Source organism: Lysinibacillus sphaericus, from assembly GCF_005217585.1.
Classification (GTDB): domain Bacteria; phylum Bacillota; class Bacilli; order Bacillales_A; family Planococcaceae; genus Lysinibacillus; species Lysinibacillus sphaericus.
On record NZ_SZPT01000004.1, the window covers coordinates 40,565 to 67,273 of the forward strand.

General features: G+C 36.0%; 25 protein-coding genes. 8 read left to right on the top strand and 17 right to left on the bottom strand.

Annotation, left to right across the window (positions count from 1 at the left end; all coding sequences use genetic code 11):
- Positions 1 to 174: 174 nt before the first annotated feature.
- The 4 genes from FC748_RS16385 to FC748_RS16400 form a co-directional block, all read right to left on the bottom strand.
- On the bottom strand, positions 175 to 2,508 hold the full coding sequence (locus tag FC748_RS16385; protein WP_108030838.1) for a penicillin acylase family protein: 2,334 nt from the start codon (positions 2,506 to 2,508) through the stop codon (positions 175 to 177).
- A gap of 239 nt (positions 2,509 to 2,747) precedes the next feature.
- The gene (locus FC748_RS16390) at positions 2,748 to 3,503 is read right to left on the bottom strand and encodes an exodeoxyribonuclease III (protein WP_024361342.1); all 756 of its coding nucleotides are present in this window, start codon (positions 3,501 to 3,503) and stop codon (positions 2,748 to 2,750) included.
- A gap of 55 nt (positions 3,504 to 3,558) precedes the next feature.
- Positions 3,559 to 4,473: a UDP-N-acetylmuramate dehydrogenase gene (gene murB, locus FC748_RS16395; RefSeq protein ID WP_024361343.1), complete on the bottom strand. Its 915-nt coding sequence runs from the start codon at positions 4,471 to 4,473 to the stop codon at positions 3,559 to 3,561.
- A gap of 289 nt (positions 4,474 to 4,762) precedes the next feature.
- Positions 4,763 to 5,068 carry a winged helix-turn-helix transcriptional regulator gene (locus FC748_RS16400; protein WP_024361344.1) on the bottom strand — a complete coding sequence of 102 codons (306 nt, stop codon included), beginning with the start codon at positions 5,066 to 5,068 and terminating at the stop codon, positions 4,763 to 4,765.
- Between the two features lie 142 nt (positions 5,069 to 5,210).
- Between FC748_RS16400 and FC748_RS16405 the strand changes: the two genes are divergently transcribed.
- Both FC748_RS16405 and FC748_RS22340 read left to right on the top strand, forming a co-directional pair.
- On the top strand, positions 5,211 to 6,074 hold the full coding sequence (locus FC748_RS16405) for a VOC family protein (RefSeq protein ID WP_108030826.1): 864 nt from the start codon (positions 5,211 to 5,213) through the stop codon (positions 6,072 to 6,074).
- A 672-nt stretch (positions 6,075 to 6,746) separates the two neighbouring features.
- Positions 6,747 to 6,875: a DUF5839 family protein gene (locus FC748_RS22340; protein WP_227665476.1), complete on the top strand. Its 129-nt coding sequence runs from the start codon at positions 6,747 to 6,749 to the stop codon at positions 6,873 to 6,875.
- A gap of 459 nt (positions 6,876 to 7,334) precedes the next feature.
- On the opposite strand, the gene FC748_RS16420 is transcribed toward FC748_RS22340, so the two are convergent.
- On the bottom strand, positions 7,335 to 8,024 hold the full coding sequence (locus FC748_RS16420; RefSeq protein ID WP_108030825.1) for a hypothetical protein: 690 nt from the start codon (positions 8,022 to 8,024) through the stop codon (positions 7,335 to 7,337).
- A gap of 521 nt (positions 8,025 to 8,545) precedes the next feature.
- Here FC748_RS16420 and FC748_RS16430 point away from each other — a divergent pair.
- A complete protein-coding gene (locus tag FC748_RS16430) occupies positions 8,546 to 8,812 on the top strand; it encodes a DUF2500 domain-containing protein (RefSeq protein ID WP_231785224.1) in 267 nt (88 codons plus the stop codon).
- A gap of 193 nt (positions 8,813 to 9,005) precedes the next feature.
- Here the strand turns inward: FC748_RS16430 and FC748_RS16435 are convergent, their stop codons facing one another.
- The 3 genes from FC748_RS16435 to FC748_RS16445 form a co-directional block, all read right to left on the bottom strand.
- Positions 9,006 to 9,212 (bottom strand): hypothetical protein, encoded by a 207-nt coding sequence (locus tag FC748_RS16435; RefSeq protein WP_069508904.1) that lies wholly within the window; start codon positions 9,210 to 9,212, stop codon positions 9,006 to 9,008.
- Between the two features lie 338 nt (positions 9,213 to 9,550).
- Positions 9,551 to 10,177 (bottom strand): FMN-dependent NADH-azoreductase, encoded by a 627-nt coding sequence (locus tag FC748_RS16440; protein WP_024361348.1) that lies wholly within the window; start codon positions 10,175 to 10,177, stop codon positions 9,551 to 9,553.
- 277 nt (positions 10,178 to 10,454) lie between these two features.
- Positions 10,455 to 11,162, bottom strand: a complete 708-nt coding sequence (locus FC748_RS16445) for a DsbA family oxidoreductase (protein WP_108030824.1) — start codon at positions 11,160 to 11,162, stop codon at positions 10,455 to 10,457.
- Between the two features lie 125 nt (positions 11,163 to 11,287).
- Between FC748_RS16445 and FC748_RS16450 the strand changes: the two genes are divergently transcribed.
- Positions 11,288 to 12,667, top strand: coding sequence for an FAD-dependent oxidoreductase (locus tag FC748_RS16450; RefSeq protein ID WP_025220723.1), 1,380 nt, complete (start codon positions 11,288 to 11,290; stop codon positions 12,665 to 12,667).
- 149 nt (positions 12,668 to 12,816) lie between these two features.
- Here FC748_RS16450 and FC748_RS16455 read toward each other — a convergent pair whose 3' ends face one another.
- A complete protein-coding gene (locus FC748_RS16455; protein ID WP_108030823.1) occupies positions 12,817 to 13,743 on the bottom strand; it encodes a manganese-dependent inorganic pyrophosphatase in 927 nt (308 codons plus the stop codon).
- 330 nt (positions 13,744 to 14,073) lie between these two features.
- Here FC748_RS16455 and FC748_RS16460 point away from each other — a divergent pair, with 330 nt between their 5' ends.
- Positions 14,074 to 14,877, top strand: coding sequence for a GNAT family N-acetyltransferase (locus FC748_RS16460; RefSeq protein ID WP_024361352.1), 804 nt, complete (start codon positions 14,074 to 14,076; stop codon positions 14,875 to 14,877).
- 112 nt (positions 14,878 to 14,989) lie between these two features.
- Here the strand turns inward: FC748_RS16460 and FC748_RS16465 are convergent, their stop codons facing one another.
- Both FC748_RS16465 and FC748_RS16470 read right to left on the bottom strand, forming a co-directional pair.
- A complete protein-coding gene (locus FC748_RS16465) occupies positions 14,990 to 15,856 on the bottom strand; it encodes a MurR/RpiR family transcriptional regulator (protein WP_024361353.1) in 867 nt (288 codons plus the stop codon).
- Between the two features lie 369 nt (positions 15,857 to 16,225).
- The gene (locus FC748_RS16470) at positions 16,226 to 17,440 is read right to left on the bottom strand and encodes a niacin permease NiaP (protein WP_024361354.1); all 1,215 of its coding nucleotides are present in this window, start codon (positions 17,438 to 17,440) and stop codon (positions 16,226 to 16,228) included.
- Between the two features lie 204 nt (positions 17,441 to 17,644).
- On the opposite strand from FC748_RS16470, the gene thrC reads away from it, so the two are divergent.
- The 3 genes from thrC to FC748_RS16485 are packed head-to-tail and all read left to right on the top strand — an operon-like array spanning position 17,645 to position 20,305.
- Positions 17,645 to 18,697, top strand: a complete 1,053-nt coding sequence (thrC, locus tag FC748_RS16475; RefSeq protein WP_024361355.1) for a threonine synthase — start codon at positions 17,645 to 17,647, stop codon at positions 18,695 to 18,697.
- Complete coding sequence (gene thrB, locus FC748_RS16480) at positions 18,694 to 19,587, top strand: homoserine kinase (protein ID WP_024361356.1); 894 nt, start codon at positions 18,694 to 18,696, stop codon at positions 19,585 to 19,587. The genes thrC and thrB overlap by 4 nt, the downstream gene beginning before the upstream one ends.
- A 52-nt stretch (positions 19,588 to 19,639) precedes the next feature.
- Positions 19,640 to 20,305, top strand: a complete 666-nt coding sequence (locus tag FC748_RS16485) for a 2-hydroxy-3-keto-5-methylthiopentenyl-1-phosphate phosphatase (protein WP_108030822.1) — start codon at positions 19,640 to 19,642, stop codon at positions 20,303 to 20,305.
- A 49-nt stretch (positions 20,306 to 20,354) separates the two neighbouring features.
- Here FC748_RS16485 and zupT read toward each other — a convergent pair whose 3' ends face one another.
- From zupT to comX, 6 genes are all read right to left on the bottom strand, one after another.
- Positions 20,355 to 21,164: a zinc transporter ZupT gene (gene zupT, locus FC748_RS16490; protein WP_024361358.1), complete on the bottom strand. Its 810-nt coding sequence runs from the start codon at positions 21,162 to 21,164 to the stop codon at positions 20,355 to 20,357.
- A gap of 274 nt (positions 21,165 to 21,438) precedes the next feature.
- Positions 21,439 to 22,053 carry a phosphatase PAP2 family protein gene (locus FC748_RS16495; protein WP_024361359.1) on the bottom strand — a complete coding sequence of 205 codons (615 nt, stop codon included), beginning with the start codon at positions 22,051 to 22,053 and terminating at the stop codon, positions 21,439 to 21,441.
- A 265-nt stretch (positions 22,054 to 22,318) separates the two neighbouring features.
- Positions 22,319 to 23,218: a hypothetical protein gene (locus FC748_RS16500; protein ID WP_108030821.1), complete on the bottom strand. Its 900-nt coding sequence runs from the start codon at positions 23,216 to 23,218 to the stop codon at positions 22,319 to 22,321.
- 434 nt (positions 23,219 to 23,652) lie between these two features.
- Complete coding sequence (locus tag FC748_RS16505) at positions 23,653 to 24,267, bottom strand: response regulator (protein WP_229389892.1); 615 nt, start codon at positions 24,265 to 24,267, stop codon at positions 23,653 to 23,655.
- Positions 24,251 to 26,518: a sensor histidine kinase gene (locus FC748_RS16510; protein ID WP_029747105.1), complete on the bottom strand. Its 2,268-nt coding sequence runs from the start codon at positions 26,516 to 26,518 to the stop codon at positions 24,251 to 24,253. The genes FC748_RS16505 and FC748_RS16510 overlap by 17 nt, the downstream gene beginning before the upstream one ends.
- A 23-nt stretch (positions 26,519 to 26,541) precedes the next feature.
- Entirely contained in the window at positions 26,542 to 26,700 is a 159-nt protein-coding gene (gene comX / locus FC748_RS16515) for a competence pheromone ComX (protein WP_024361363.1), read from the bottom strand.
- Positions 26,701 to 26,709 lie beyond the last annotated feature (9 nt).

Sequence of the window (26,709 nt, forward strand, 5' to 3'; positions counted from 1 at the left end):
AAATACTCGTTTGATTGTTTTAAATATAGCATATTATTCCATCATATTCAAATGGGCATTTGAATGTATATGATTACTATCACGAAAATAGCATTTGATTATATTTTGAATTGTTCGAATTGTTTGAGTGACTGGCACAAAAAAAACAGCGCAAGAAAAGCTTGCGCTGGGTTTTTATTGTGCCTTTAATAATACTGTTTTACCTTTAATCGCTTCCTTGTTAACAAAGGTTTCGTGATAATTTCCATTTGCCCAGTCCATCACCTGATCTTGATACCAGTCCGATTTCACATGACCGCTTTGACCCGGTCCGACGATATGGAAAGCTGAGTTCAAATTACCGACATCCGCAACAAAACGCCACGACGCTCCATGATTAACGTTGCCAGCTAAATCATTATCAGCAGCCTGCACCGTCACCTTCGAGCCACCAATTGGCACCTTCTTCGCATTAAAGTATGCGGCAAATATCGGTGAAGCACTACCTAATGTGTGATCAAACGTTAATTGGTGAAAGTCACCCCATTGCCACTTCGACACATTTTTTCCGAACTGCCCCTCAATTTTTCCAACAGTACGCTCAAACGCCTCAAAGACTGTGGCATCAACACCACCTTGCTCTTCTATCCAAATACTTTTCTCACCTGCGTATGCTTTACGCAAAAGTTGATCCGTAATATTGAATTTCCCGTACATCATGTTATACATATCCTCTGGCATCTGTTCCTTAAACAATACCTCTTGTATTTGTACCATTAACGTATGAAAGACTAACGGGGCTCCCAACTCTTTTGCATCCACCATATTCCAATCTTCTAATAACGCCATGATCTCTGCATATTTTTTATCCTTATCCATCGTTTTGATGGATGCTAATAAATTCGGTAAAAATTCGCGAGCATATAAATTATGTTGATCCATTTGTAAGTTCATCATATCTTTAACCGTTAATGAATCATTGGCCTCAAGCACTTCCTTAATTCGTTCAAAGCGATATGGCTGCGCCCAAAAATCCGTAATATGATACGGATATTCCTCACCAATCACCTCATTATTGGCAGTAGCAATAAAGCCCTCCTCTGGATTAACAACAGTCGGTAACTCATCCCACGGAATAAAGCCTTCCCAACCATAGTCACTTGAATCACCCGGCACAGGTAATTGTCCATCCCCTTGCTTTCTCAATGGAATTTGCCCATTAGCTTTATAAGCGATTGTGCCATCCTTAGATGCAAAAACAAAATTTTGAGCAGGTGCTTTAAAATCTTCTAATGCTTGCTCAAACTCATGCCAAGAGGAAGACTTATTAAAACCGAGCACTGCTCGTAATTCAGCGGTTGGTTGTAGAGCTGTCCACTGCATTGAAAACTGGGCAGAAGGCTCCGTTTCTTTAAATACTAGGTCTGTCAAAATCGGGCCATGCCGTGTAACAAGGACTTCAAAATCTACCGTTTCGCCATCCTTTACCTTTATCGGTTCTTTGCGCACCTCAGCTTGTTCCCACTCACCGTCATAACGGAATTGTGTTGGATTATCTGGATTTGGCATTTCAATATATAAATCTTGTACATTAGGGCCTACATTCGTTACACCCCATGCAATTTCATCGTTATGACCTAAAATAATTCCTGGAATGCCTGCAAATATAACACCGCTTACATTTTGCTCTGGCGATTGTAAATGCATTTGATACCAAATAGATGGTGTACTTAACCCCAAATGCGGATCATCCGCTAGTATTGGCTTACCTGATTTCGTTTTATCGCCAGATACAACCCAGTTATTACTGCCATTAAATTCATTTGGCAATAATGCAGGATTAAATTGCCCTGCCACTGAAACAGGATTTTCTTTATTTGCTTCTATAATCGATGAAGCATTTTCAGGATACGTAATAAATAACTCCTTCGCCTTTTCTTCATCGAAGTTTTGTAAAGCCCAATGTCGGAAGGCGAGTGTATTCCAATTGCCCCCTAAATCGTATGCCATATATTTTCCTATGGTTAAAGAGTCTACAACCGTCCATTCTTCTGGCTCGTAACCTAGTAACGCAAATTCATAACTTAACGTATTCGTGCTCTTTGCCTGTTCAATAAAGGTGTTCACTCCCTCTGCAAACCATTCAAGCACTTGCTTGCTTTCGGCATCATACGCTGCCAATGATTTTTCAGCCGCATTTCGTAAACTAAAGGTACGGAAATGCTTATCTGTATTAATCGTTGCCTCACCAATAATTTCTGACAGGCGGCCACTTGCCTGCCTACGTGCTAAATCCATTTGAAACAGCCGATCCTGCGCCTGTACATAGCCTTGAGCACGATATAAATCTGCATCTGTCTCGGCAAATATATGTGGAACTCCTTTGTCATCCCTTGTCACCGTCACATCTTCATCAAGCATGTTAACAGTGAGCTCTCCATCAATAATCGGTTTTGACTTATTCATAAACAACGTAAAGACAATGAAAGATGTTATGGCGACTACTGCCAACACACTAGCGATTATCATTAACCACTTTTTCCACTTAAACTTTCTCACCTTACAACCCCCTCTTATGCAATATATTCTTTATTTGCCGTATCAAATCCTTTCCTCCCATCTGAATAACCTCATTTTTTAGCGAATTTTGCTGTATTACACATCTTTTTTCTACATACGATTACAAAGGAATCTTTTGGGCAACAGTAAAAAACCGTATGTCTTTTTAGACATACGGTGTAGACATACGGTGTCAGGCACACAAACAATTAAATAGTTAGTTGAAGCTCGATTGGGCAATGATCACTACCCATTATATGCGGATGCATAGTAGCTACTTCAATTTGGTCCTTTAAACGCGCTGATACAATAAAATAGTCAATGCGCCATCCGATATTTCGTTCACGGACTTTATTCATATAAGACCACCAAGTATAATGATCAGTCACTTCAGGATGCTTATAACGGAAAGAATCAACAAAGCCACTTGCTAATAACTCAGACATTTTAGCACGTTCCTCATATGTAAATCCTGAATTGCCCATATTCGATTTGGCATTTTTCAAATCAATCTCAGCATGGGCGACATTTAAATCACCGCCATAAATAATTGGCTTTTTGGCATCAAGTTCTTTTAAATACAGCGCTAATCGTTCCTCCCATTCTAGTCGCAGCGGTAATCTTGCTAAATCGCGTTGAGCATTTGGTGTATAAACATTTACTACATAAAAGTTGTCATACTCCAATGTAACAATTCGCCCCTCATCCTGCGATTCATCCTCCCCCACACCGTAGTGCACAGCAAGCGGTGTATGCTTTGTAAAAATCGCTGTACCTGAATAGCCTTTCTTTTGCGCGTAATTCCAATATTGCTCATATCCTTCGAGTGCTAGTTCAACCTGCCCTGCTTGGCATTTTGTTTCTTGAATACAGAAAAAATCCGCATCCATACTATTAAAAAAATCTAAAAAACCTTTCCCTAAACAAGCACGTATACCATTAACATTCCACGAAATAAATTTCATTTGTTCACACTCCTCAAAAAAACGCCCTTCGCCATTAGCGAAGAGCGACATTTTTTTATAAGTCGTCACCGACAATTTTCACTTCTGTTTCTAAATCAATACCGAACTTTTCTTTTACCACTCGTTGTACCATTTCAATCGTTGCGATATAGTCAGAAGCTGTAGCATTTCCTTTATTAACAATGAAGCCGGCATGTTTTGTGGACACTTCTGCATCACCGACCCCTTTACCTTGTAGACCGCTATCCTGAATAAGCTTGCCTGCAAAGTGTCCTGGCGGGCGTTTAAAAACACTGCCTGCTGAAGGGTACTCTAATGGTTGCTTTGATTCACGCTGAAACGTTAAATCGGCAATCTTAGCATCAATTTCTTCCTGTACACCTTGAGCTAGTTGGAACTCTGAAGACAGTACATAATAACCTTTTTTGGCAATGCTACTTTGACGGTAACCTAATTCAAGCTCTTCTTTTGATAGTATTAAAATATCTCCCTCTTTAGTTAGTACTTTAGAAGAAATAATAATATCCTTTATTTCGCCACCATAAGCGCCTGCATTCATCGCCATCGCTCCACCAATCGAGCCAGGGATGCCACAAGCAAATTCAAAACCTGTTAGAGATGAAGCAGCTGCTAGCTTTGACACGTCTTTAATAAGTGCGCCGCTTTGGGCATAAACATGATCACCAGTAATTTGAATTTTATCTAAATGTGAAAATGTCACAACAATCCCACGCATGCCTCCATCTCGGACAACCATGTTGGATCCATTTCCTAACATCAATAATGGAATATTATTTATATGTGCATAGCGAATAACTGCAATTGCTTCTTCCTCTGTTTCAGGGAGAACAAAAACATCCGCTTTACCACCTAATTTTGTCATTGTATATTGCTGTAATGATTCATCTAGCTTAATATTGGCTGGATTTATGTTTTGTGCTAAATCCACAGCCCATTGTTCTTTTGTCATGAGAGCTAATTCCTTTCTACCGTCCTTCTTACTCTACACTAGTATGGATTTAGAACCTCGATTTGACAAGTAAAATGAAGGGTATTTTTTGCGCATTTTCGGGCAGCATCATGTCCTAGTTAGTTATACGCTGCACAAATCAGTATATCCAGAACCTTCTAGCTACCCGATTACTTCAATAAAATCATCTACGAAAGATATGACTTTCATAGGATGGGGCTTCATCTTATGACACTTTCACACTAATATCACTGCACAAAAATTAACTTCGCAAATATTCTTGCCATTACTATAGCCAGTTAGTTGCCCATGACTCAATATTTCGAATAGCACCTTCTAATGCTCGACCTTTTTCTGTTAAAGAATATTCTACACGTACAGGCACCTCTGAATATACTTTTCGTTCAACAAGCCCCTCTTTTTCAAGTTCCTTTAAACGTTCAGATAATAAACGACCGCTTACAGGCAATGCCGATTCAATCTCATTAAAGCGCTGTGATCCGTCTAATAATTGATATAAAATTAGCCCAGTCCAGCGTTTTCCGATTAAATCCATTGCCTTAGCTAAACGAGGACATAAAGTTGTCTCATTCATATTTTTTCACCTCTTATGTATTCTATTGTAACGATTAATTTAGCAAAAGTAAATTTAAAGTAACTTATTTACTTGACGTAACATATTTACTATTTTATATTTAATTACAAAAAGTAACTTAAAGATGGAGGATTTATTGACAATGACCTATAAAATTGATGCACAATTAGAGTTAGAGCATTTACATTTACTTGTACAGTCATTAGAGACAATGACTAATTTCTATAAAAAACTAGGGCTTCAAGTACTTCAAAGCACGCCAACACAAGTGACATTTTCTATTCCAGGCAATACAAAACCTATTTTAGTATTGTCAACAGAAGAAGGGGTGAAGATTCGTCCACCTCGTACGACTGGTCTATTCCACTTTGCTATTTTAGTTCCTTCTCGAGAAGACTTAGCTTATGTGATTGGCAACTTGTTGAATACAGGTATACCTATAACAGGGGCTGGTGATCATATTTATTCAGAAGCATTTTACTTAAATGATCCAGAAGGTAACGGTATAGAAATCTATCATGATCGCCCTCGTGCTGAATGGCTAAATGATGGTCATGGTGGACTTATAACCGGAACAGAGGCTGTTGATATAGAAGGTGTGATGGCATTATATGACCGTCAGCGTCCTTGGACAGGTTTCCCTAAAGGAACTGTATTAGGTCATATGCATTTAAATGTGAGCAATATTAATGACGCAACAACTTACTTCTATATAGATGCACTTGGTTTTGATATTATGACTAACTTCCATGATAGCGCACTATTCATGTCTGCTGGAGGTTACCACCATCATATCGCGGTAAACATATGGCAAGGTGTCGGTGCACACGTACCAGCAAAAAAAACAACGGGTTTACTTAGCTATACATTATCTCTTTCTTCACAAGATGAATTACAGAAGCTACTGGCTAATTTGAATGACAAACAAATCCCCTATACATTTGAAAATGAACAGTTAGTAGTTGTAGATAACAATGAAGATGCAATGATTTTCTACGTTCGTTAATGATTTCAAATTATAATAAAACGAAAGATTTTCATTAAAAGTCATATCTTGATTAGGAAAATTGGCATCATGTTGCGATAGAAGTACCCTAATGAATTAAATACTTCTCGTATGGATGTATCACGTGTATTTAAAAGTTTCCTAAGCTCTTTTAACGACTTTTTACTTGCAATAAGCTCAGAAATATTTGCCTTTTTTTGTAAGCTCTAACATACTATTCACTCTCCTAATAGTTGATAATATATTAGTTAACTAATAATACTATTACTTTTCTACGTGAAATGCACCCATTTCACGAAAAAAAAGAGTAGCGCTTTTTATATAATGATTCGTCAAAAACTGAAAGCTAGCTTGTACAAAACGTATTTGATGGTGAAACATTGGATAAGCGTTTGAAAGCAATGACACAAGGTTTTAATCGTTGAATGAAGTATAAAAAAGTATCTCAAAATATGATTGCCTTCATGTGATCAATAGAAGTAATCGTCAAATGGTTCGTATAATCAGCACATGCGTTAGGAAAATCAATAAAAGTTGATGATTGGAGAGAATGTAGATGGAGAATAATACACTTTCGGGATTTCATATCAGAGGCATTGAAATTATATCCAAAGAAATATACGTGGCATATCCCCTAAACATTTACGTGAATTAAATATTTAACCTGGTGATATTGTTGTTGTTGGAAAAGTAAAGTTACCCTTTTTAGTAGCAGAAGTTTTTCGGGAAGAATTAAAAGACACAGGAAAACGATATAAAAGAATTATAGGGGTTTTGGAAAAAGCGCCAGTAAAAAATTAAGTAAATAAAAAAAGATTGAGAGTAGCAAAAGCCGTTCTCTTTTTGTTTTGATAGGGGTTCATTTCTTATGTAAACAAAGTCCAAAAAATTGACTTTGTCTACTTCTTTGGTTTGAATCAAATATACAGCCATTGAACGGTCATTTTAAAAACTCTTTAATATCCGTGTTTCTTGAGGTGTTTTACATTAAGAAATGCTTTTAAGAATATAAAAGAGTGTCAGACCTTACTAATTTTCTACTTGAAAATTAGTTTGTCGCCACTCTAGTAAATATTATTTTCGAAACATGATAGCAACAGCTAATGAAGACAAACCTACTACAATAGCTATTGGAATCGAACGAGCGGTTAATTCAGCCGCTATATAATTTGATTGAAGAATAATTATAAAACTGATCGATGAAATTATTAGTATAGTAAGCAAAAACCATTTAACGATCTGTTGAATCACTTTAAGAACCTACTTTCTATCAACTGAATAATATTTTATAGCTGGTTTTCCTACACTACCGTAGTATGTTTTAGTCCATAACACACCATCCCAATTGGATCTGCGTTCTTGTACAATTTTTACTCTATGTATGTGTCTTCCTTGCTTATAGTAAAAATCTCTACTAGAATAACCTGCGCCAGGACCCGATAAAACAATTTCTTCAGTTATTTTTTTGCTGCCCGATGCACTGAAACCGAAAGAAGATTTAACTTTTGGTAAAGCCTTACTCGGAATATCACTACTAAATGTGCCTGAAATAGTAGCTGATACTTCTGTTGAACTTTTATAAGACATGCCTCTTGCAATACTCATAATAAAATATGGTCTTGATAACCAAGACCAGCTTTGAGTTATACCCTGATCATAAACTAAATACGTGTCATATTCTCTATAATTGTCGAGTGTTTTGATTCCATCTAAGTTCTCTTCTATGTAGTATCCAATTAATACTTCGTAAACTCCATCATAGTTTTCTGTTACGGGTTCCGAAAGTTCAATATAGTTATAACCATCTAGAGTGCTTCCTGTCAGAAACTCAATTTCATTATCTGGAATTTTGTTATCCATGAAATTTGTTTCTGCTTTAGCAATATTAAGTGATCCAAATACAGTGCATATCAAAGTTGTCGCAATAATTAAAGACCAAATCTTTCTCATCATTACTACCTCCCTTTTTATTGAATCATCTTATTTTTTAATAAGGTAACATGAGAATATTAAAAAAGTAATAATATTTTGTAAAGATTTTGTTACAGAATATTAGTAGAAAACACTATTTGTAGGAGGTCTATAATCGTTCTTTTGCAAAATACGCTTTCTTTATCTGTACTTTACAACGCTAGACGATTCGTTTTGATGTATTGACTGCTCGCTGAAATTGCTGCATCTAATAATTGATACATAATCACTTCTAATCGCGCGTGAGACAACTCTACATTCGACGTTGATATAACAGCGTTTTGAGCCAAATTCTGATGTTTACTTTGATGTTTAAAGTCCTTTTTAGGTTGCCATTTCATACGCAGTTAGACGGTAAATACTACTTAGAATACTTTCAAAATTAGCATGCTGCACATCAATGACACGACAACCACTATTCGTTTTCCTTAAATTATTTCCTTAATTTTTTTCATGGTCTTCGGTACATTTGCCTTCGTTATACTTAACGCCATTAGACAATGGGCAAAAATAATAATTCACCTGAATTAACAGTACCATCAAAAATTGTTGCAAAAAGGACAGACACACGGGGCGGTTCAGGTAATACTAGTGCTCACACCTCCTACTATGTAACATTTGAAGTTCAAAGTGGGGAACGTTTAGAGTTAAAGCTCGATGGTCGGAACTATGGACAGCTAGCTGAACATGACTTTGACATACTACCGTTCCAAGGTACTCGCTTCAAAGCATTTGAACGCCAAAAAAGGGAGAGCTACGATGAATAATCGTGCTCTCCTTTTGATATGCAGCATTATTTTTTAAAAATATTTACCGAAACCGCCTTCTGTATCACCAAGATAGTCAATATTGCTATGAAAGGAGCACCAGCAGATAGGATTGGTATGTTTTCATCTGAAGTCCCTTTTTGGATTGACTACCGCCTGTTTCCTTCTGTCCATAATCTGTTGTTCCACTATTTTAAGATAACGATAGTGCCGTTACTCCACTTATACTCCAAATAATTATTATAAATGAGATTGTTAAAAAAATTTGTTCTTTCGAAATATCTGTTTGACCTTTACTAAGTTTCTTTAAAAGGTTAACAAGGCTCAAACAAAATATCATTCCATAAATCGGCATTAAATAAATAGAATTGAAGAAAAAAAAAGCAAGAAGTAATTCCATAATTAGACCTCCTACAAATAGTGTTTTCTACTAAATTCTACAACAAAAACCTTTATAAAATATCATTTTTTCGATATTCTTATAGTAAATTAATGAAAAAAGGAGGCAAAAATATGCTAAATAAGAAAACTTTATTTTGTTCTTTTCTTACACTCTTAGTATTCTTGAGTCTATCTTTTTTAAATGTTGAAGCTAAATCTGAGGACCCGCCTTTAACAAACGAAGACAAGAAGTATTTATACGAGGTTTTAAAATAGAACACTTCACTAACAGGAAAATGCCAAAATGCTTTTCAATCAGCATTTTGGCATTTTTTAATAACCACTATAATAAATTACTTACGCAGTTACAGTTTGTAGAGATTTTGCTACTTTTTTAACTGCTTCTAGGCCGTTTGCAATAATCTCTTCTGCTTTATCTTGTGAAGCATTATGACCTTCAATAATAACTTCTTCAATAATTTCCATACCGAATACGCCACCTACTACATTTTTAATGTAGTTCACAGACATTTCCATAGGTTGTGCTTCTGGTGCAGAATAGTAACCACCACGAGCATTTAAGATTACAGCTTTTTTATCAGTCATTAGGCTAACTAATTGACCGTTTTCATCATATTTAAACGTGAAACCAGCTTGATATACATAGTCAATGAAAGTTTGTAATGTCGCTGGAATTGTTAAGTTCCATAATGGGAAAGCAAATACAACTACATCTGCTGCAGTTAGTGCATCCATCGCTTTTTGTTTTGCAGCTAAAAGACGAGATTCAATGTCAGATAATTCTTCACCGTTTTGAACTTTACCGAATGCATTGAAAAGATCTTGACCGAAGTATGGCATATCTTCAGCAAATACATCGAATGTTGTTACGTTTACATTTTGTACGTTTTCCATGAAAGTGTCGTACATTTTTGTTGAAATTCCGTCTGGGCGGTTGTTAGCTTTTACTACTAATACGTTCATTATATAATTTCTCCCTTGAGTTTCCTAAATTAATATCTCGAATTCAAGATATATCCTTATAATAAAAAAATTCCGATAAAAAGTCAACGTTAGGAGCCTCAGACTTTTGACTGAATCATTGTGAGTAAAATGCACAAACGCAATTACGCCTAGGCGTAATTGCGTCCAATTTTTTTCGAACTTGCTCGAATCGCTCCTCTTTCAAATCTGGAACATCAGCCGGAGCCCTTTAACTTGGTTGTGTCAATTCAACATTTATAAAGGTTACAGAAGCAAGTTAGATCTGACAACTATCATCTGTACAAATACCTGCATCTCCAGAGCCTTCCATCTTTAACCCTGGTTGTAAGCCTTCTTCCTCCGCTACTTTACGCAAAGTATTTTCAAACACCTCTTGCGGTTGTGCTCCTGAAATACCGTATTTACGATTTAGCACAAAGAATGGAACACCTCGTACACCAAGCTGAAGCCCTTCCTGTATATCTACTTCCACATCACCTTTAAATTCATCACTAGCAAGAACCTTTTCAATATCCTCACGCTTGAAACCAACTTGTTCTGCGATTGCCACTAATACCTCATCATGACTAATGCGCTTTCCATCGATAAAATAGCCATATAACAGCGCTTCAACTAATTCACTAGCGTCACCCTGTTGTTCAGCCCATTTCACAAGTCGATGTGCTTTTAATGTGTTTTCTGCCATCATCTGATCAAAATTATAATGTAAGCCTACTTCTTTTGCGCGAGCTGCCACACCTTGTGTCATTTCTTTCGCTTTTTCTAATGTCATACTATATTTCTGAGACAAAGATTCGTAGATAGACTCATTCGTATCCGCTGGTGTTGTCGGGTCAAGTTGATAGCTTTTATAAACAAGCTCCACTTGGCCCTCAAACCCTGTATCCTGAATTGCCTTTTCCAATTGTTTTTTGCCAATGTAGCAAAAAGGACAAACATAATCTGACCAAATTTCGATTTTCATAAAAAACACGCTCCTTTTGCTACATTGTAACGACACATGCTCTCTTCGAGCAATTTTTATGCTTCATTGCATAAATTTTCAAAGCTATCTCCATACTGAACGTAAAAACACTGTGAGGGTTATGTATGACACAATCTCTTTGGCTTGCAACAACCGACTCGGTTTCCTTGCCATCTTTAACAGCTTCGACTAAATGTGATGTTTGTATTATTGGAGGAGGATTGACTGGACTATATACCGCTTATGTATTAGCAAAAGCAGGTGTCGATGTTGTACTACTAGAGGCCAATTCAAAGCTTAGTCATGGTACGACTGGTCATTCAACAGGTAAACTAACTGCACAGCATGGCTTAGTCTACGCAAATCTTCTCGAAAAGCTTTCTGTAAACGATGCTAGACTCTACTATCATTTAAATCAACATGCTGTAGAGAAAGCATTACAATTCCTTCCTAAAGAGTCCATTCGGCCAGTTGACTCATACCTGTATTGTCAAACAAAAGAAGGCTACTCACAATTATTAAAAGAGTGGAATGCCTATAAAGTATTAAATGTAAAGGCAAAGATTACTTCTGAAACAGAGCTCCCTTTCCCTATTACAAAGGCACTTAGCGTATCACAGCAAGCTCAAATAAACCCTGTAATTGTAAGTAACTTTCTTATAAAAGAGGCATTATCAATGGGCGCGAAACTATATGCAAACACACGTGTCCAGCAATTACGGATAGCACAAAATGACTTACATACCGAAAAAAATATATCGGTTCAATATAATAAGCTTGTTTTGTGCACGCATTACCCAATTGAAGCCTTCAAAGGATTACAACTCCTAAAGCTTTCAAATAACCGATCTTATATGGTTGCCAGTAAAATAACGGAAACGTACCAAGGGCAGTATCTATCAGTTGATTTTCCTTCACGTTCTATTCGAACGACTACTATAAACGATGAGCACTATTTACTTCTCGGTGGGGCTAATCATATCGCAGGTGAAACGACCAATACGAAGCCCTTTTACGATGCTATTCAAAATGAAATGAAAGTACACTTTGGGCAGGAGCCACTTTATAGATGGTCGGCTCAAGATATCGAAACACCCGACATGGTACCTTATGTCGGAAAAATTACGCAGTCCTTACCAAATGTCTTTATCGCAACAGGATATCGCAAATGGGGGATTTCAAATTCATTCGTCGCTGGGGATTTACTGTCTTCACTTATTACAGGTACTGCGAAGAACAACGATGCAAGTACGCTTTATTCGCCTGCACGTACAAAATTTGGTGCGCAGTTTATGCAAATGCTGAAAGTCGGAGGCTTCGTGGCAAAGGAACTGGTCACAGGTTATATTAAAAATGGAAATGCTCCGACTTGTACGCATTTAGGCTGTAAAACAAAGTGGAATGAAGCGGATGAAACATGGGATTGCCCCTGTCATGGCTCCCGTTTTAATGCCCAAGGAGAAGTGTTAGAAGGTCCAGCAGTTCAACCACTAAAACTTGATTAATAAGGCACTAGTTGATGATAGCGTGAACGCACAAAACGTAAGACGCAGACATCAATGGCATAGTAAAAAAGTGTTAGATTGATGGCATTCAATCTAACACTTTTTCTATTTGTCCCAACCTCGTTCTTCAGTTTGAACAATACACTATTTTATTTTAATGCATCCGTTAATACTGGAACGATTTGTTTTTTACGAGATACAACACCTGGTAAAACAACACGGTTGTTTGTCAGCTCTGCACCAAATGCTTTTGCTGCCGCTTCTGCTACTTGTCCAATTGCAACAGCTGTTGAATCATTGTTTAAAATGTCTGTTACAACGAAGAAGAATAGATCTAAACCATTGTCAGCAACATTTTTATTTAAAAGAATTTCTAATTCTTCTTGTCGTCCAAGCACATCGTTAATATCAACAGCATTCACTTGGGCAACGACAGATTTATATTCACCAAACTGGAACTCTTTTGCATCTAAAGATAAAAGATCCTCTAAAGATTTATCTGAAAGGTCAGCGCCTGCTTTTAACATTGCTAGTCCATAGTCCGCAGCATCAACACCTGCGATTTTTGCAAGTTCCTCCGCAGCCTTGACATCCTGTTGTGTACAAGTTGGTGATTTGAACAGTAATGTGTCAGAAATAATAGCTGATAACATTAACCCTGCAATATTTGCTGGTATTACAACATCATTTTCTTTAAAGATTTTATTTAAAATAGTCGCTGTACAACCAACTGGTTCAGCACGGTAATACAATGGGTCAGCTGTTTGGAAGTTTGCAATACGATGGTGATCAATTACCTCTGTAATTTGTACTTCCTCAATGCCATCAGCCGATTGTTGGAATTCATTATGGTCTACAAGAATAACCTTTTCCGCTTCCCCTACTACAGAAGAAATAACACGCGGTGCCTCAAAGCCAAATTTGTCTAGTGCATATTTTGTTTCATTATTTAATTCGCCCAGACGTACTGCTTCAGCTTCTACTCCTATTTGTTGCTTTAAATATGCGTATACAATTGCAGATGTAATTGTATCTGTATCAGGATTTTTATGTCCGAAAACTAAAACGTTGCTCATTAATACTTTTCCTCCTAAATGACTTCTACATTTTCATTTATTTTAACATAATTTATGAAAGAACATGATATAAAGTATAACTTTCATCATACGCTCTTTTTGAAAACTATGTTGTTGTTCATTAACGCTACACTATACTATAATAAAAGTATTTCACTCCATTTAATAGTTTATCTATTTTTTACCATGGATTTTTTTGATTTCCTTTGTTAAACATAAATTTCCTTATTTTAGATAGATAGATAGTTGTGATTTTTATACAAGAAACGATAATTTTATGCTATTATCATGTAGTCAAAATTTTTAGGAATTACAGGAATGGGGATTGTGATGACAAAGAAGATGGAAAAAAAGTATATTCCTTTGGCAAGCTATTTTGACGTGGCTTCGCAAAGTGAAATTACTTTATCCTTTAGCGCATTAGAAAACATTATGGGACAAGCCTTACCCAATGCTGCTTATTTAAATAAGAGCTGGTGGAAAAAAACAAAGCCTCCTCTTACGCATTTTTTATCTTGGACAAATGCAGGTTATTATGTCATAGATGTCAAATTAGGCACAAGTGTCACATTTTCTCGCACACAGGAGAAAATATCGACGGATCATATTTCTGAAAATAACGAAAATACTTCTGCGTACATAATCCGAGCGATTGAAGCATCAGATGCTAGAGCATTTATTCTTTTACAAGAAGAAATTCTTCAACAAACTGAATTTTTGTATAATGTTGAAAATGAGTTAGAGCTAACTGTACAACAACTTAGAAAAAACCTAGCTTATTGGAAGCAATTAAAAAACCGCACAATTTTGCTTTGTATTTTAAATGGCACGTTTGCAGGTTATGCAGTAATTCATGGTTATAAGCACTCTAAAGCCAAACATGTTGCCTCAGTCCACTTGGCCGTGAAAGAAGAACACCAACGAAAAGGGATTGGTTCAGCACTTATGAAGGCAGTGGAAGACTGGGCTAACCAAAGAAATATCTCTCGCCTCGAATTATCCGTTATGGAGCATAATGATGCCGCATTACAGCTATTTAAAAAACTAGGCTTTGAACACGAAGGAACTCGCGTTAATGCTATTAAACTGAATGATACATTCAAGGCTGAATATAGTTTAAGTAAAATTTTATAAATTGTTTTTTAAGGATGTCTAATATTTTAGTTGGACATCTTTTTACTTTTCTAGACCTTAGAACCAAAAACGTATAGATGAGCCTATTACTCCATCTATACGCTATACTTGATTAAAATACTTGCTTTTCTCTTGCTACATCTAAAAATAATAAGTTATTTTCTACTTGTTCATATGATTGTTGATATTGAGTGTATCGCTCTTTATCATGACTAACCATTTCCTCAATAAGAGCATGCATAAATGAAAATAGAACAGGTACCATATCTAAAGAGGATTGATTTTTTAAACCTAATGCAAATAGGGCACTTGCATAGTCTCTTATTGGTGACAACGCCGATCCGGTAATAGCAATAATTTTCACTTTTTTCATTTTCGCTATTTCAACAATCGTTTTCACATCATTGGAATGTTTATCACATGAAAAAACAATTAACGTAGTACGTTCGCTCATGCTGTTGATTTGTTGAACGAGATCATCTGAATCTGTACGTAGTTGCTTTACATTTGGTCGTAAAGTTTTCAACGTATACGATAACCAATTAGCAATAGAGGCTGCTTGTCTTGTACCTAAAATATAAACTGTATCTGCTTCATGCATCCATTTAGAGCTTTTTTGAAGCACCTTATCGTTCACAAGATGTATTGTATCTTGTATGTTTTGCATATCACGTTGCATGATTTTAGCAAAGCTTGAAGTTCTTTGCTTGCTCGCCGTATGTGCTGGTTGAAGAGGAACACTTTCATGTTGTGAGTTTAAATAACTTCTAATCTCTTCTTGTAGCTCCACATAACCTGACAAATCCATCGCATAACAAAAACGAATAACGGTTGATTCACTAACATTTGCCTGTCTACCTACTTCAGCTGCCCCATTAGCAATAACAACCGTTGGATTACTCATAACAAATTGCGCAACTTTACGTTGTCCTTTTGACAGTCTTACAAATCTTTTCTTTATATTTTCATTTATACTCATTCCTAACAACCTTTCTTTCAAAGAAATTATCACGAATGGAGATTATTCCCTACTGACTCTAAATTCGATTAAAAATACAGTATCATGATTGCAATTTGAATACAATGACTTTTCAGAAAAATCTTTAATGTATTAACACACTAACGCACTAGTTCATAATAAAATGACATAAAATCTCTATATTTATCATATCCAAAGTATCTTTATCAACTTAGTAGTTGGATAACAAGTAATCTACGAATTGAAATTTTAACATATTTTAGAAACAAGTGCATAAAAATAAATAAAACATAATTTTTATGTATTTAATAAAGCAGATTTCAAAAAAGTCTTGGATTCAAATTGAACCCAAGACTTTCCTTATGTTTACTATTCCAGTTCCATTTGTTTCGTTTCTGTGCCTAAAAATATGACACCAATAACCCCTATAATGATAGCACCACAAAAAATTGCAAAAATAAAACCGATATCATAGCCTGCTGTTAGTAATGATCCTACCAATAATGGACCAAAAATACCGCCAATTCGTCCAACTGCGGCAGCCATTCCTGCACCTGTACCACGAATAACGGCTGGGTACTGTTCTGGTGTATAAGCATAGAGTGCACCCCACGCGCCTAAATTAAAGAATGATAATAGCATCCCAGATGTTAATAGCACCGCCATTGTTTCTGCATTACCAAAAATGAAAGCACTTACAGCGGTTCCAATTAAATAGGAAACAAGTACAAATTTGCGTCCAAATTTTTCAATAAACCATGCCGCTGTAAAGTAACCCGGAAGCTGAGCTAAAGTCATAATCAACACATACTTAAAGCTAGTAATCATATCAAAACCTTTTCCGACCATTACACTCGGTAACCATAAAAACATACCGTAATACGAGAATACTACTGTAAACCATAGCACCCATAGCATAAGTGTCGAACGGGCATATTTTTTCGACCATACATCACGTATGTTGAGAAAAATGCTACGTTTTTTAGATTCAGCCTTCGCAGTAAACTGTGGTGAATCGGGTAAATGCCAACGCAGGTATATAGCGTACACTGCTGGAATTGCTGTTAACAACAAAGCGACACGCCAGCCCCATGTCGGGATAACAAAATAAGAAATCAGTGCGGCAATAAGCCAGCCTGCTGCCCAAAAGCTCTCTAGTAATACCACTACTCTTCCACGTTCCTTTGCCTCCACACTTTCAGAAACAAGAGTAGATGCTACCGGTAGCTCTCCACCGAGCCCCATCCCTACTAAAAAGCGTAATGCCATAAATGCGATTAAAGTTGTTGTAAATGCCGAAATACCACTTGCCACAGAAAATAATATAAGCGTCCACATGAACACTTGCTTACGACCGACTTTATCTGCAAAAATACCAAAGATGAGTGCGCCAACTGCCATTCCTATAGAATTAACACTGCCAATCCAACCCATCTGACTTTTAGTTAAATCCCAATCTACCGCGAGCGCTGTAATAACGAAAGATAAAATACCGACGTCCATTGCATCAAAGAGCCAGCCAACACCTGCTACACCCAAAAGCTTGTTACGTGATATAGATTGTTCTTGCTTAATTGTTGTCATCTTAACCACCTGTCTTTACACTTGACTTTACATTACGAGTTTACTATACAGTTGTTTCAAGAAAGTGACAAGTAAAATTCAAATGACCGAATTGTTTAGACAATTTATTAATTGCTATTGAAAATAGATGGTCATTTGCGTTAAAATGTCTCTTATACAAAAACAACTGTTCTTTCTATAAGAACAAAAGGAGATCGTTACGTTATGTGGAAAGGCCTTATTGAAGAATATAAACAATTTTTACCCGTAACAGAAAATACACCTGCTCTAACATTAAACGAAGGCAATACGCCTCTTATACATTTAGTTAATCTTTCTAAACAGCTTGGTATTGAGCTGTATGGTAAAATAGAAGGTGCAAATCCAACTGGTTCTTTCAAAGATCGCGGTATGGTATTTGCCGTAGCCAAGGCTATTGAAGATGGTAGTAAATGTGTTATTTGTGCCTCAACAGGCAATACTTCAGCGGCTGCTGCAGCTTATGCAACACGTGCAGGTATCCAATCTATTGTTGTGATTCCTAAAGGGAAAGTAGCCCTTGGTAAATTAGCACAAGCGACAATGTATGGTGCAAAAATTATTGAAATTGATGGTAATTTCGATGATGCATTAAACATCGTGCGTCAAGTGAGTGAAACAACACCTGTAGCACTTGTTAACTCAGTTAACCCATATCGCATTGAAGGGCAAAAAACAGCTTCTTTTGAAATTGTAGATGCTTTAGGATCTGCTCCAGACTATTTATGCATTCCAGTAGGTAACGCAGGAAATATTACTGCTTACTGGAAAGGCTTTAAAGAATATAATGATGTCAAAGCTTCAGGTTTACCAAAAATGTACGGCTTTGAAGCAGAAGGTGCCGCAGCAATTGTAAAAGGTGAACCAATCGCTAACCCAGAAACAGTTGCAACAGCTATCCGTATCGGTAACCCTGCTAGCTGGCAGTATGCTGAAGCAGCACGAGATGAGTCTGGCGGCATTATTGACTCTGTAACAGACGAAGAAATTTTAGCAGCTTATAAGCTGATTGCAGGAACGGAAGGCATTTTTGTTGAGCCTGGTTCAGCTGCATCATTAGCAGGTGTTATTAAATCTGTTGAAAACGGTAAAATTGTCAAAGGCTCAAAAGTCGTGACAGTCTTTACTGGTAACGGCTTAAAAGATCCTGACACGGCAATGAACGTTTCAACAGTAGACGTTGTTGCTCTAAAAAATGATGAAGAAGAAATCCGCAAATATATCGAGGGCGTACTATGAGTAAAAAGTGGCAAATCACCGTTCCTGGGAGCACAGCCAATTTAGGCCCTGGCTTTGATTCTATTGGACTCGGCTTGTCTCTTTACTTGAAATTAGATGTTTCCCTACAGGATAGTTGGGAGATTATACATCTCGATGACAACGGTCCTAGTGAATTTGAGCTTGAGCAACATTTACTATACATTATTGCCAAAAAAATCGCTGATCAGTATAAGAAGAATTTACCTACTTGCCGTGTTGAAATGGCAAGCGAACTTCCTTTAGCTCGTGGTTTGGGCAGTAGTGCAGCCGTTATTGTTGCAGGTATTGAACTAGCCAACCAATTATGCGATTTGAAGTTAACTGTGCAAGACAAGTTAAATCTATCTTCTCAGATTGAAGGGCATCCTGATAATGCTACTGCCTCAGTACTTGGAGGCTTGACTATATCTTCAATGGATGAAAACGGTATTGTAGATACTTTCCATGTCAATGATATCAATGCTTCATTTGTTGTTTATGTCCCTGATGTGGAGTTGAAAACGAGTGAGTCACGCTCGGTCTTACCAAAACAATTTGATCGGGCTTATGCAGTACGTGCTTCTGCAAATGCAAATATGCTAGCTGCATCGTTAATGGTTCGAGATTTTGAACGTGCTGGTCACTATATGGAAGCTGATTTGTTCCATGAGCCTTTCCGTTCAACATTAATACCACAATATGCGGAGATTAAAGAAGCTGCAAAAGCAAATGGTGCTTATGGTACAGCATTAAGTGGAGCTGGTCCAACACTAATTTCCATCATCCCTACTGCTATTGCCGAAGGCTTTGTTGCAACAATGCAAGCAAAATTCCCAGAACATCATATCATTCTAACGAAGGCCGATGAGCATGGTGTACAAGTAATATAAATTTACAACGTCTACTTCAAAGTAGGCGTTTTTTCTTGAAGGAGGCTGTAACTTGAAACCAATTATATTTTGCGACTTTGACGGTACTATAACCGAAACAGATAATATCGTCTCACTTATGACGCATTTTGTCCCTGAACAATCTGAAAAAATTGCGAAGGCGATGATGGCCCAAACAATAAGCTTTAAAGACGGCATTACAGCTATGTTTGAACTATTATCGACTAACCAAAAAGATGACATCATTCAATATTTACTGGAGACCGCTGTTATTCGTGAAGGCTTTAGAGAATTCGTTCATTATGCACAGGAACACAATATTCCATTTTATATTGTCAGCGGAGGGGTCGATTTTTTCATACAACCAATGCTTGAAAAGTTTGGTCCATTTTCAGGGGTTTATTGCAATAGTGCTGACTTTTCTGGAGAGCAGATTACTATTGTTTATCCAAATAGCTGCGATGCACAATGTGCAAAGTTTACAACTCAAAGTTGCGGTTGCTGTAAACCAACTGTCATGCGTAAAGTGACACAGCCCGATCATTTCAAAATTGTTATTGGTGACTCTATTTCTGATTTTGAAGCTGCTAAACAAGCGGATTTAGTATTAGCTAGAGAACAGTTACTTGACCACTGTAAAGATTTACAAGTTCCTTATGAGCCATTTAACACTTTTTATGATTGCTTGGAAACAGTTAAAAAATTAATAGAAGTATAAAAAAAGGAATCTAGCCGATATCCATTGACTAGATTCCTTTTTCATTTAATTATGCTAATAATACTAGACTAATAGCCATTACAGCCATTCCTGCAACTAATCCATACATCGATAAATGTGTTTCATCGTAGCGCTGTGCAGCGGGGAGTAGCTCATCTAATGATATAAAGACCATAATTCCGGCAACACCGGCAAATACAATCCCAAACATGACGTCTGTTAAAAAAGGCATTAATAGCAAATATGCTACTAGCGCACCAACAGGCTCTGCTAACCCTGATAAAAAAGATAGTTTAAACGCTTTTCTACGATTGCCTGTAGCAAAAAAAATAGGTACTGATACAGCAATTCCCTCTGGTATATTATGAATGGCTACAGCAATTGCAATAGCAATACCAACATTCGGATCGTTTATTGCGGACATAAACGTCGCAATACCTTCAGGGAAATTATGAATCCCAATGGCAAGAGCAGTGAAAACCCCCATCTTCATCAGATGGTTTTCATCTACCTGTGGTTTTACGGCATTAACATCTTCAACAAGCTTAACCTCATGGGGATTAGTCGATTTTGGAATAAATTTATCAATCAATGCTATAAATAACATTCCGCCAAAGAAACCTGCTATCGTCAACCAATAACCGTTAGTTGTACCTAAAGCATTCGTTAAAGCATCTTTTGCTTTTACGAATATTTCCACAAGTGATACATAGATCATAACACCAGCGGAAAATCCAAGGGCTATCGATAAAAATTTTGTATTTGTGCGTGATGTAAAAAATGCTATTAAGCTCCCTACTCCTGTTGCAAGTCCAGCAAAAAGGGTTAACCCTAAGGCGAATAATATTGATCCTTCCAAGTCCTTCTTCCTTTTCTCTTTTTCTTATTGTACTCATCTTAGCTTAAAAGTTTCCTAGAAGCAATTCTTTTTTACTAGGTAAATATTCTATACAAAAACTTAATAATTTTCTCATATAAAGGAAGTAGTCCCAATAAAGGACTGTCCGCAAAAGCACACGCCATATTACGCTATTCTATTACGTAAAAATCCACTTCACTTCTCATAGGCACGTCATTCGACTAGCACTACTAAAAAGAGCAGCACCCTTTGAAGGGTACTGCTCACATTAGTACTATTGTTTTATAGTATTCTTTTTATATAATCGTTTACGTCGCTCATACCAAAGTACACAAATGATAAACCATGTGTAACCGACGCACCAGCCAGCTAGTACATCAGAAGCAAAATGGCGCGCACCTGCTATACGTGATAGACCAATAAGTATTGTCAGTGCAATTGCCCCTACCCAAAGCTGTATTTGACGTGCTTTGCTGTTATTTTCAGATAACAAATAAGCAACGGTAAACAAATACAAAATGCCTGACATAGCATGTCCTGATGGAAAACTAAACGATGTTAATTGATCTTCTATTTCTGGTCGAGGTCGTTGAATCCATTTTTTTAGCAATTGATTCAGTACATTACCTCCTGCAAATGTTAACAAAACAAATAGCATGCCTCGGTAATTTTTTACCCTCCATGCTAAATACACCATTAATATAAGCGCAACGGTAATGACAAAACTCGGCTCACCGATATAATGAAAAGCTTCGATAAACGGATTACCAAATAATATGTCTGCCACTTTTGTATCAAAATTAAAAATTGTCTCACCCTGATATGTTAACCGCAACATAAAAAAAGCGATTAGCGTTACTATTGCTAATGGAAATGCCCATTTTTTTATCAAAATTTCACCTCAAAATACATTCACGAATTGTTTTTTCACATCATACCATAATTACGTGAAATAGAGGAGTATATTCATATATTTCGGCATTTATAGCATCAGTAAACACTTAATATCACGAGCTAGTCGAATAGATGCTTCATCCGATTTATTGAAGTAATTTGAAAGTGCTAATGCAACAATAAATAAAATAGCTATTATAGGTAGTATTTTTCTAAACAACATCAGCACTCTCCAAACCTCTGATATTTCATTCTTCAGACTATTTTAATAATACTGGGTCAAATAACCAATCTTTCGGTCCAAAGTTTTGATCTTTTTCTCCTCTAACTTCTCTAGAAATACGATTATTAATAATTAACTCCCTGAACTTTCTACTAAATAGTGTTTTTCTGTACAGATATCTGCCATCATGACTCCATTCAGAAGAATAAAATACATCACCACTTAAAGTTATTATATCGTTACGATCATAAATATCAGGACCATTAATGACACCGCTTAACCCACATTTGCAAGGTGGTTGTTCAGTAGCAAAATACAGTTTAATTCTTTCAGCGCTACATCCAGGCATTATCTGTGTTGGGATTATTTGATATGCAGGCTGTTTTCCAACTTCTGATCCGCTATGCATTACTTCCAATAGTTCATAGCCCTCAATTTTAGCTTGCTTCATTAGTGCCACTAATTCTTCGGAAGCTACCCAGTACCCACTTACATGGACTAAATGACGATCTTTCATTTGCGAAATATCAATGACTAATGGTGAGAGTTGCTCTTTTTCCATTAGACCACACTGCTTACAATACGTACTGATAGAAAATAAAGTCCCTTTATCATCTACAAACATCTCTGGGGAATTCCCCGTAGAATTTAAAGTAAATAATGGCGCTTGTTCATATTCGCTCACCGAAAAATCAAAGTAAAAACGTTCTCCAATAGAGACAATCCCTAATTCATGTTCCAATGATTTATATAATGCTGCCACCTGCTCATACGTCACATCTTCATTTAAAGTAAAAATAGGATTAAAAGATGCCTTCAAATTTCTTTTTCTGATTTCAGGCGCACCTACCAAAATACCATAGCGATTATAAACTTTAATGACTTGATCTTTATTAGATTCATCTATAGAGATTAAATTTTCAAGTTCTACTTTCAAATTATACGCCTACCTTTATTAAAGTTTTATCTTGAATATGCTGTCTAGCTAGTAACATTACAAAAAAATCCACTTTCTACTATATAAACAAATTAGTAATTTATTAATTAATGAACCATACACTTACACTATTACGCACTATGGCAAATAAACTTAACCACGATTAAGTTAAGCGTACCAGTACTTATACCACCATTTCAATGTTGTGTTTACGCCACTTTTTTGGCGGACTTCGCTAGATTTTTTGGCGTGATTTGGCGGTAATACAAAAACACCGCCAAAAAATGGCGGTGTTTAATACACATAATAGGTATTTAGAATTATAAATACAGAAAATTATTCTAATTATAGGCAATGCCTCTTGATATTCACCTAAAATACCCTTTTATAGTAAAATATAACAATAATTTTATATATTGTACCACATTCTAAAACTAGAGTAAATTCATTCGTTCTGCAAGGTTTACTGCTTCTGTACGTGAATCTACATTGAGTAGGGAAAATAACTGTGTTAAATATCTTTCAGTTGTTCGCTGAGGAATATTTAACTCGATTGCTATTGCTTTATTTGTATGCCCTTTAGCAATCAATCTTAAAATTTTCTTTTCTTTTTCATTTAAATGTATATCGAGCTTTGCATCCTGCAGTTTAAAGCGATTATCAAGAAAATCTAAGAAATTTTTTGGTAACACAATTTCACCATTGGCAATGGCTCGAACCGTCCGTAATATTTGCTCTTTAGATGCTGTCTTCGCTAAAATCCCCTCGATCTTTCTTTCCAAAATGAGTGGATAATAATCCGTAATATCATCCCCTGTATAAAGGATAATCGACGCATCCACCTGAAGAGCTTTAATATTTCGAGCTAAATGGATGCCATTTTCTAAAGGCATATTGATATCAATAAGATAAATATCATATGGCTTGTTTTTAATTTTTGGAATGACAGAAGTTGCATCACTTTCTGTATCCACTAAAATATCTTCATTTTCTTTAAATAGATTTTTTGTTCCCTCTAACACAATTGGGTGATCATCCACTATGAGCATCGTTATCAAGTGTGTCACTTCCTTCTTTTACTGTAATTCTAATAGACATCCCTTTATTAATATGGGTATCCATGTAAAAGTGTCCATTAAAGGCTTTTACACGCTCTTGCATACCACGAATCCCCATCGATTCTGCCACTATAATATCATTTACATTACAGCCTACCCCATCATCCTGATAAATGATTTCAAATCCATTGTCCATTTCCTTAAGATGAATTTCAACTGTTGTCGCATAGGAATGTTTCATAGCATTGTTGAGTAATTCTTGAAATAGACGGTAAATCATTAAGTTCATTCGCTCATCCTCTAGATAGAGGCGATCGATTGTATAGATTAACAAAAAACTAGCTCTTTCTGTTACTTTTCGAATGAGTTTTTCTAAGGCTGCATTTAGCCCTAGTGTGTCTAATAGCGGGGGTTTCAAATTTTCACAATAAGCTCTTAAATCGTGTAAAGATGTAACCATTTGTTGATGAATCTTTACAAGTTTTTGTTGGATTTCTACTGTATCTTTTGCATTTATTAAGACATCTATTTCTCGAGCAATATGGAGTTGCTCTTGTAAGTTCGTATCATGCAATTCTTGAGCTAATTGATATTTTTCCTCTTCAAACCTTAACCACAGTAGTTTGTTTAGCCAAGGTAATTGACCATCATCTGCTTGCTTCATATGCTTTAGTTCCTCTAACAGTTCTTCCACCATTTTTGTATTTTCTATAAAATTATTTACATATAACAGGAGCAACTCGAGCCATAGTAGCTCTTCTTCTTTTAAATGAATTGAATTATTATGCCCCAATACTAAGGCTCTTTTGTAATGAGCATCTTGATGGAGGAAAGCTAGATAGACTTTGTCAAGTTTCCGTATTTCTCCTAATCTTAAATCTTCCATTAACATAGGATTTATAGGAATCTTTCCCTCAACCATTGAAGTAAATTGATTTGTGTCATAGTCATAGGTTAATACAAATACATGCTCAAGCTCAAGGTGCAGTGAAACCTCTTGTGCAAACCTTTCTAGAAGCTCATCTAATTTAATCGTTTTGCCGATTCTATCTACAGCAATATATAACTGATGTATATAATCACCTTTAGTAGAAAACAATATTTTACGCTTGCGATAATCGACCTTCTCTTTTATGTAGAAAAGAACAACCAACGATAAAAAAGTAAACAATGAAATACCTGATATCACAGTCATCGTTAAAAATTTCCCAGCGATCCAATACAAACCAAAAGCAAACCACAAAGTAAATATTAAAGAGAATATTACATAGTACCGAAGTCTTGTAATGTGATATTCAATATCAAATAATCGTTCCGCTAGTTGAGTAAAAATAAAGCTAAATGGAATCAACAATAAAAATAAAGCACTGATTTCAGCGGAAAGAATATATCGATTAAATAATATAAGTGGAATTGCATAAAGAAACAAGAATGGAAGAAAAGGAATCATTACGCCATTTAACAAAATTTTCAACTGAGGTGATTTATATTTAAAATAGCTTAGCAATAAAATGCCAAGTATAGTAATAAGGAAAATTAAGAAAACAGTTAAAACAATATTTGAAAGGAAATCATGCAAGTCATAATAAATAATACCAATGTAGCCAAATAGCATGGCTATAATCGGTAGTAGATAAAATAATTTAATATTGTTAGAAAGTATCCAATTTGCCTTTAAAAAAATAAAATAATTTCTCAAAAAATGTAAAAACAATACTAAACATAATAGCATACTCCCTCGATTGACGATAATACCTATACTGTTTAGACTGCCAGATGCACCGCTACTTAGATAGGCTATAGAGACCGATAGCATAAATAAAATAAGCAATCTTAATAGCGAGGTGTTTTTTTGTTTACAATACAAATAAAGGACAATAAAAAATGTTAAAAAATAATAACACGCTGGGATTACCAACACAAAATAAAAGTGGTCAGTAAAATCTAAACTACTTACCTCAACATCGATAATTTGACCATCAGGCTTCAAAATAGTTAACATATTTGCCGCCCTAATAACAAAATCATCTTTGACATAAGGAATAGCGTCGATTGGAACATTATCTATGTTTAAAATAATATCGTTCGCAGAGATTCTTTGCCCAGTCAATAATGGTCCATATGATTTTTCCACTACCCAGTTTCCATTTATTTCTTTTATATCTATACCCAAATAAGGCTTGCTATAAGTAACATATAGTAGGTAGAAACCTAGCAGAATGTAAACACTTATAGCAAGCATAAACCATTTTCGTATAATTATATTTAGTTCCAAATTGTTTGTTGTAGGCATAGTTCTTCTTCGAATGAGTCAAGTATAGCCTGTTGTTCAGTTGCTGAAAAACCAATTAATGCGACTTTCTGTTCTTTTAACAGTGATACTAATGCAGGGTTTTGTTCTAGATACTGAATTACATTAATCATAAAAATCTC

Bases quoted from the DNA above. Each gene is read 5' to 3' on its own strand.
- thrC (WP_024361355.1), top strand. From the start codon at position 17,645: ATGTGGAAAGGCCTTATTGAAGAATATAAACAATTTTTACCCGTAACA.
- FC748_RS16400 (WP_024361344.1), bottom strand. From the start codon at position 5,068: ATGAATGAGACAACTTTATGTCCTCGTTTAGCTAAGGCAATGGATTTA.
- FC748_RS16430 (WP_231785224.1), top strand. From the start codon at position 8,546: ATGGGCAAAAATAATAATTCACCTGAATTAACAGTACCATCAAAAATT.
- FC748_RS16465 (WP_024361353.1), bottom strand. From the start codon at position 15,856: ATGAGTATAAATGAAAATATAAAGAAAAGATTTGTAAGACTGTCAAAA.
- FC748_RS16470 (WP_024361354.1), bottom strand. From the start codon at position 17,440: ATGACAACAATTAAGCAAGAACAATCTATATCACGTAACAAGCTTTTG.
- murB (WP_024361343.1), bottom strand. From the start codon at position 4,473: ATGACAAAAGAACAATGGGCTGTGGATTTAGCACAAAACATAAATCCA.
- FC748_RS16445 (WP_108030824.1), bottom strand. From the start codon at position 11,162: ATGAAAATCGAAATTTGGTCAGATTATGTTTGTCCTTTTTGCTACATT.
- FC748_RS16385 (WP_108030838.1), bottom strand. From the start codon at position 2,508: ATGATAATCGCTAGTGTGTTGGCAGTAGTCGCCATAACATCTTTCATT.
- comX (WP_024361363.1), bottom strand. From the start codon at position 26,700: ATGATTAATGTAATTCAGTATCTAGAACAAAACCCTGCATTAGTATCA.
- FC748_RS16455 (WP_108030823.1), bottom strand. From the start codon at position 13,743: ATGAGCAACGTTTTAGTTTTCGGACATAAAAATCCTGATACAGATACA.
- thrB (WP_024361356.1), top strand. From the start codon at position 18,694: ATGAGTAAAAAGTGGCAAATCACCGTTCCTGGGAGCACAGCCAATTTA.
- FC748_RS16420 (WP_108030825.1), bottom strand. From the start codon at position 8,024: ATGAGAAAGATTTGGTCTTTAATTATTGCGACAACTTTGATATGCACT.
- FC748_RS16405 (WP_108030826.1), top strand. From the start codon at position 5,211: ATGACCTATAAAATTGATGCACAATTAGAGTTAGAGCATTTACATTTA.
- FC748_RS16435 (WP_069508904.1), bottom strand. From the start codon at position 9,212: ATGGAATTACTTCTTGCTTTTTTTTTCTTCAATTCTATTTATTTAATG.
- FC748_RS16460 (WP_024361352.1), top strand. From the start codon at position 14,074: ATGACAAAGAAGATGGAAAAAAAGTATATTCCTTTGGCAAGCTATTTT.
- FC748_RS16390 (WP_024361342.1), bottom strand. From the start codon at position 3,503: ATGAAATTTATTTCGTGGAATGTTAATGGTATACGTGCTTGTTTAGGG.
- FC748_RS16440 (WP_024361348.1), bottom strand. From the start codon at position 10,177: ATGAACGTATTAGTAGTAAAAGCTAACAACCGCCCAGACGGAATTTCA.
- FC748_RS16510 (WP_029747105.1), bottom strand. From the start codon at position 26,518: ATGCTTGCTATAAGTGTTTACATTCTGCTAGGTTTCTACCTACTATAT.
- FC748_RS16450 (WP_025220723.1), top strand. From the start codon at position 11,288: ATGACACAATCTCTTTGGCTTGCAACAACCGACTCGGTTTCCTTGCCA.
- FC748_RS16505 (WP_229389892.1), bottom strand. From the start codon at position 24,267: ATGCTCATAGTGGATGATCACCCAATTGTGTTAGAGGGAACAAAAAAT.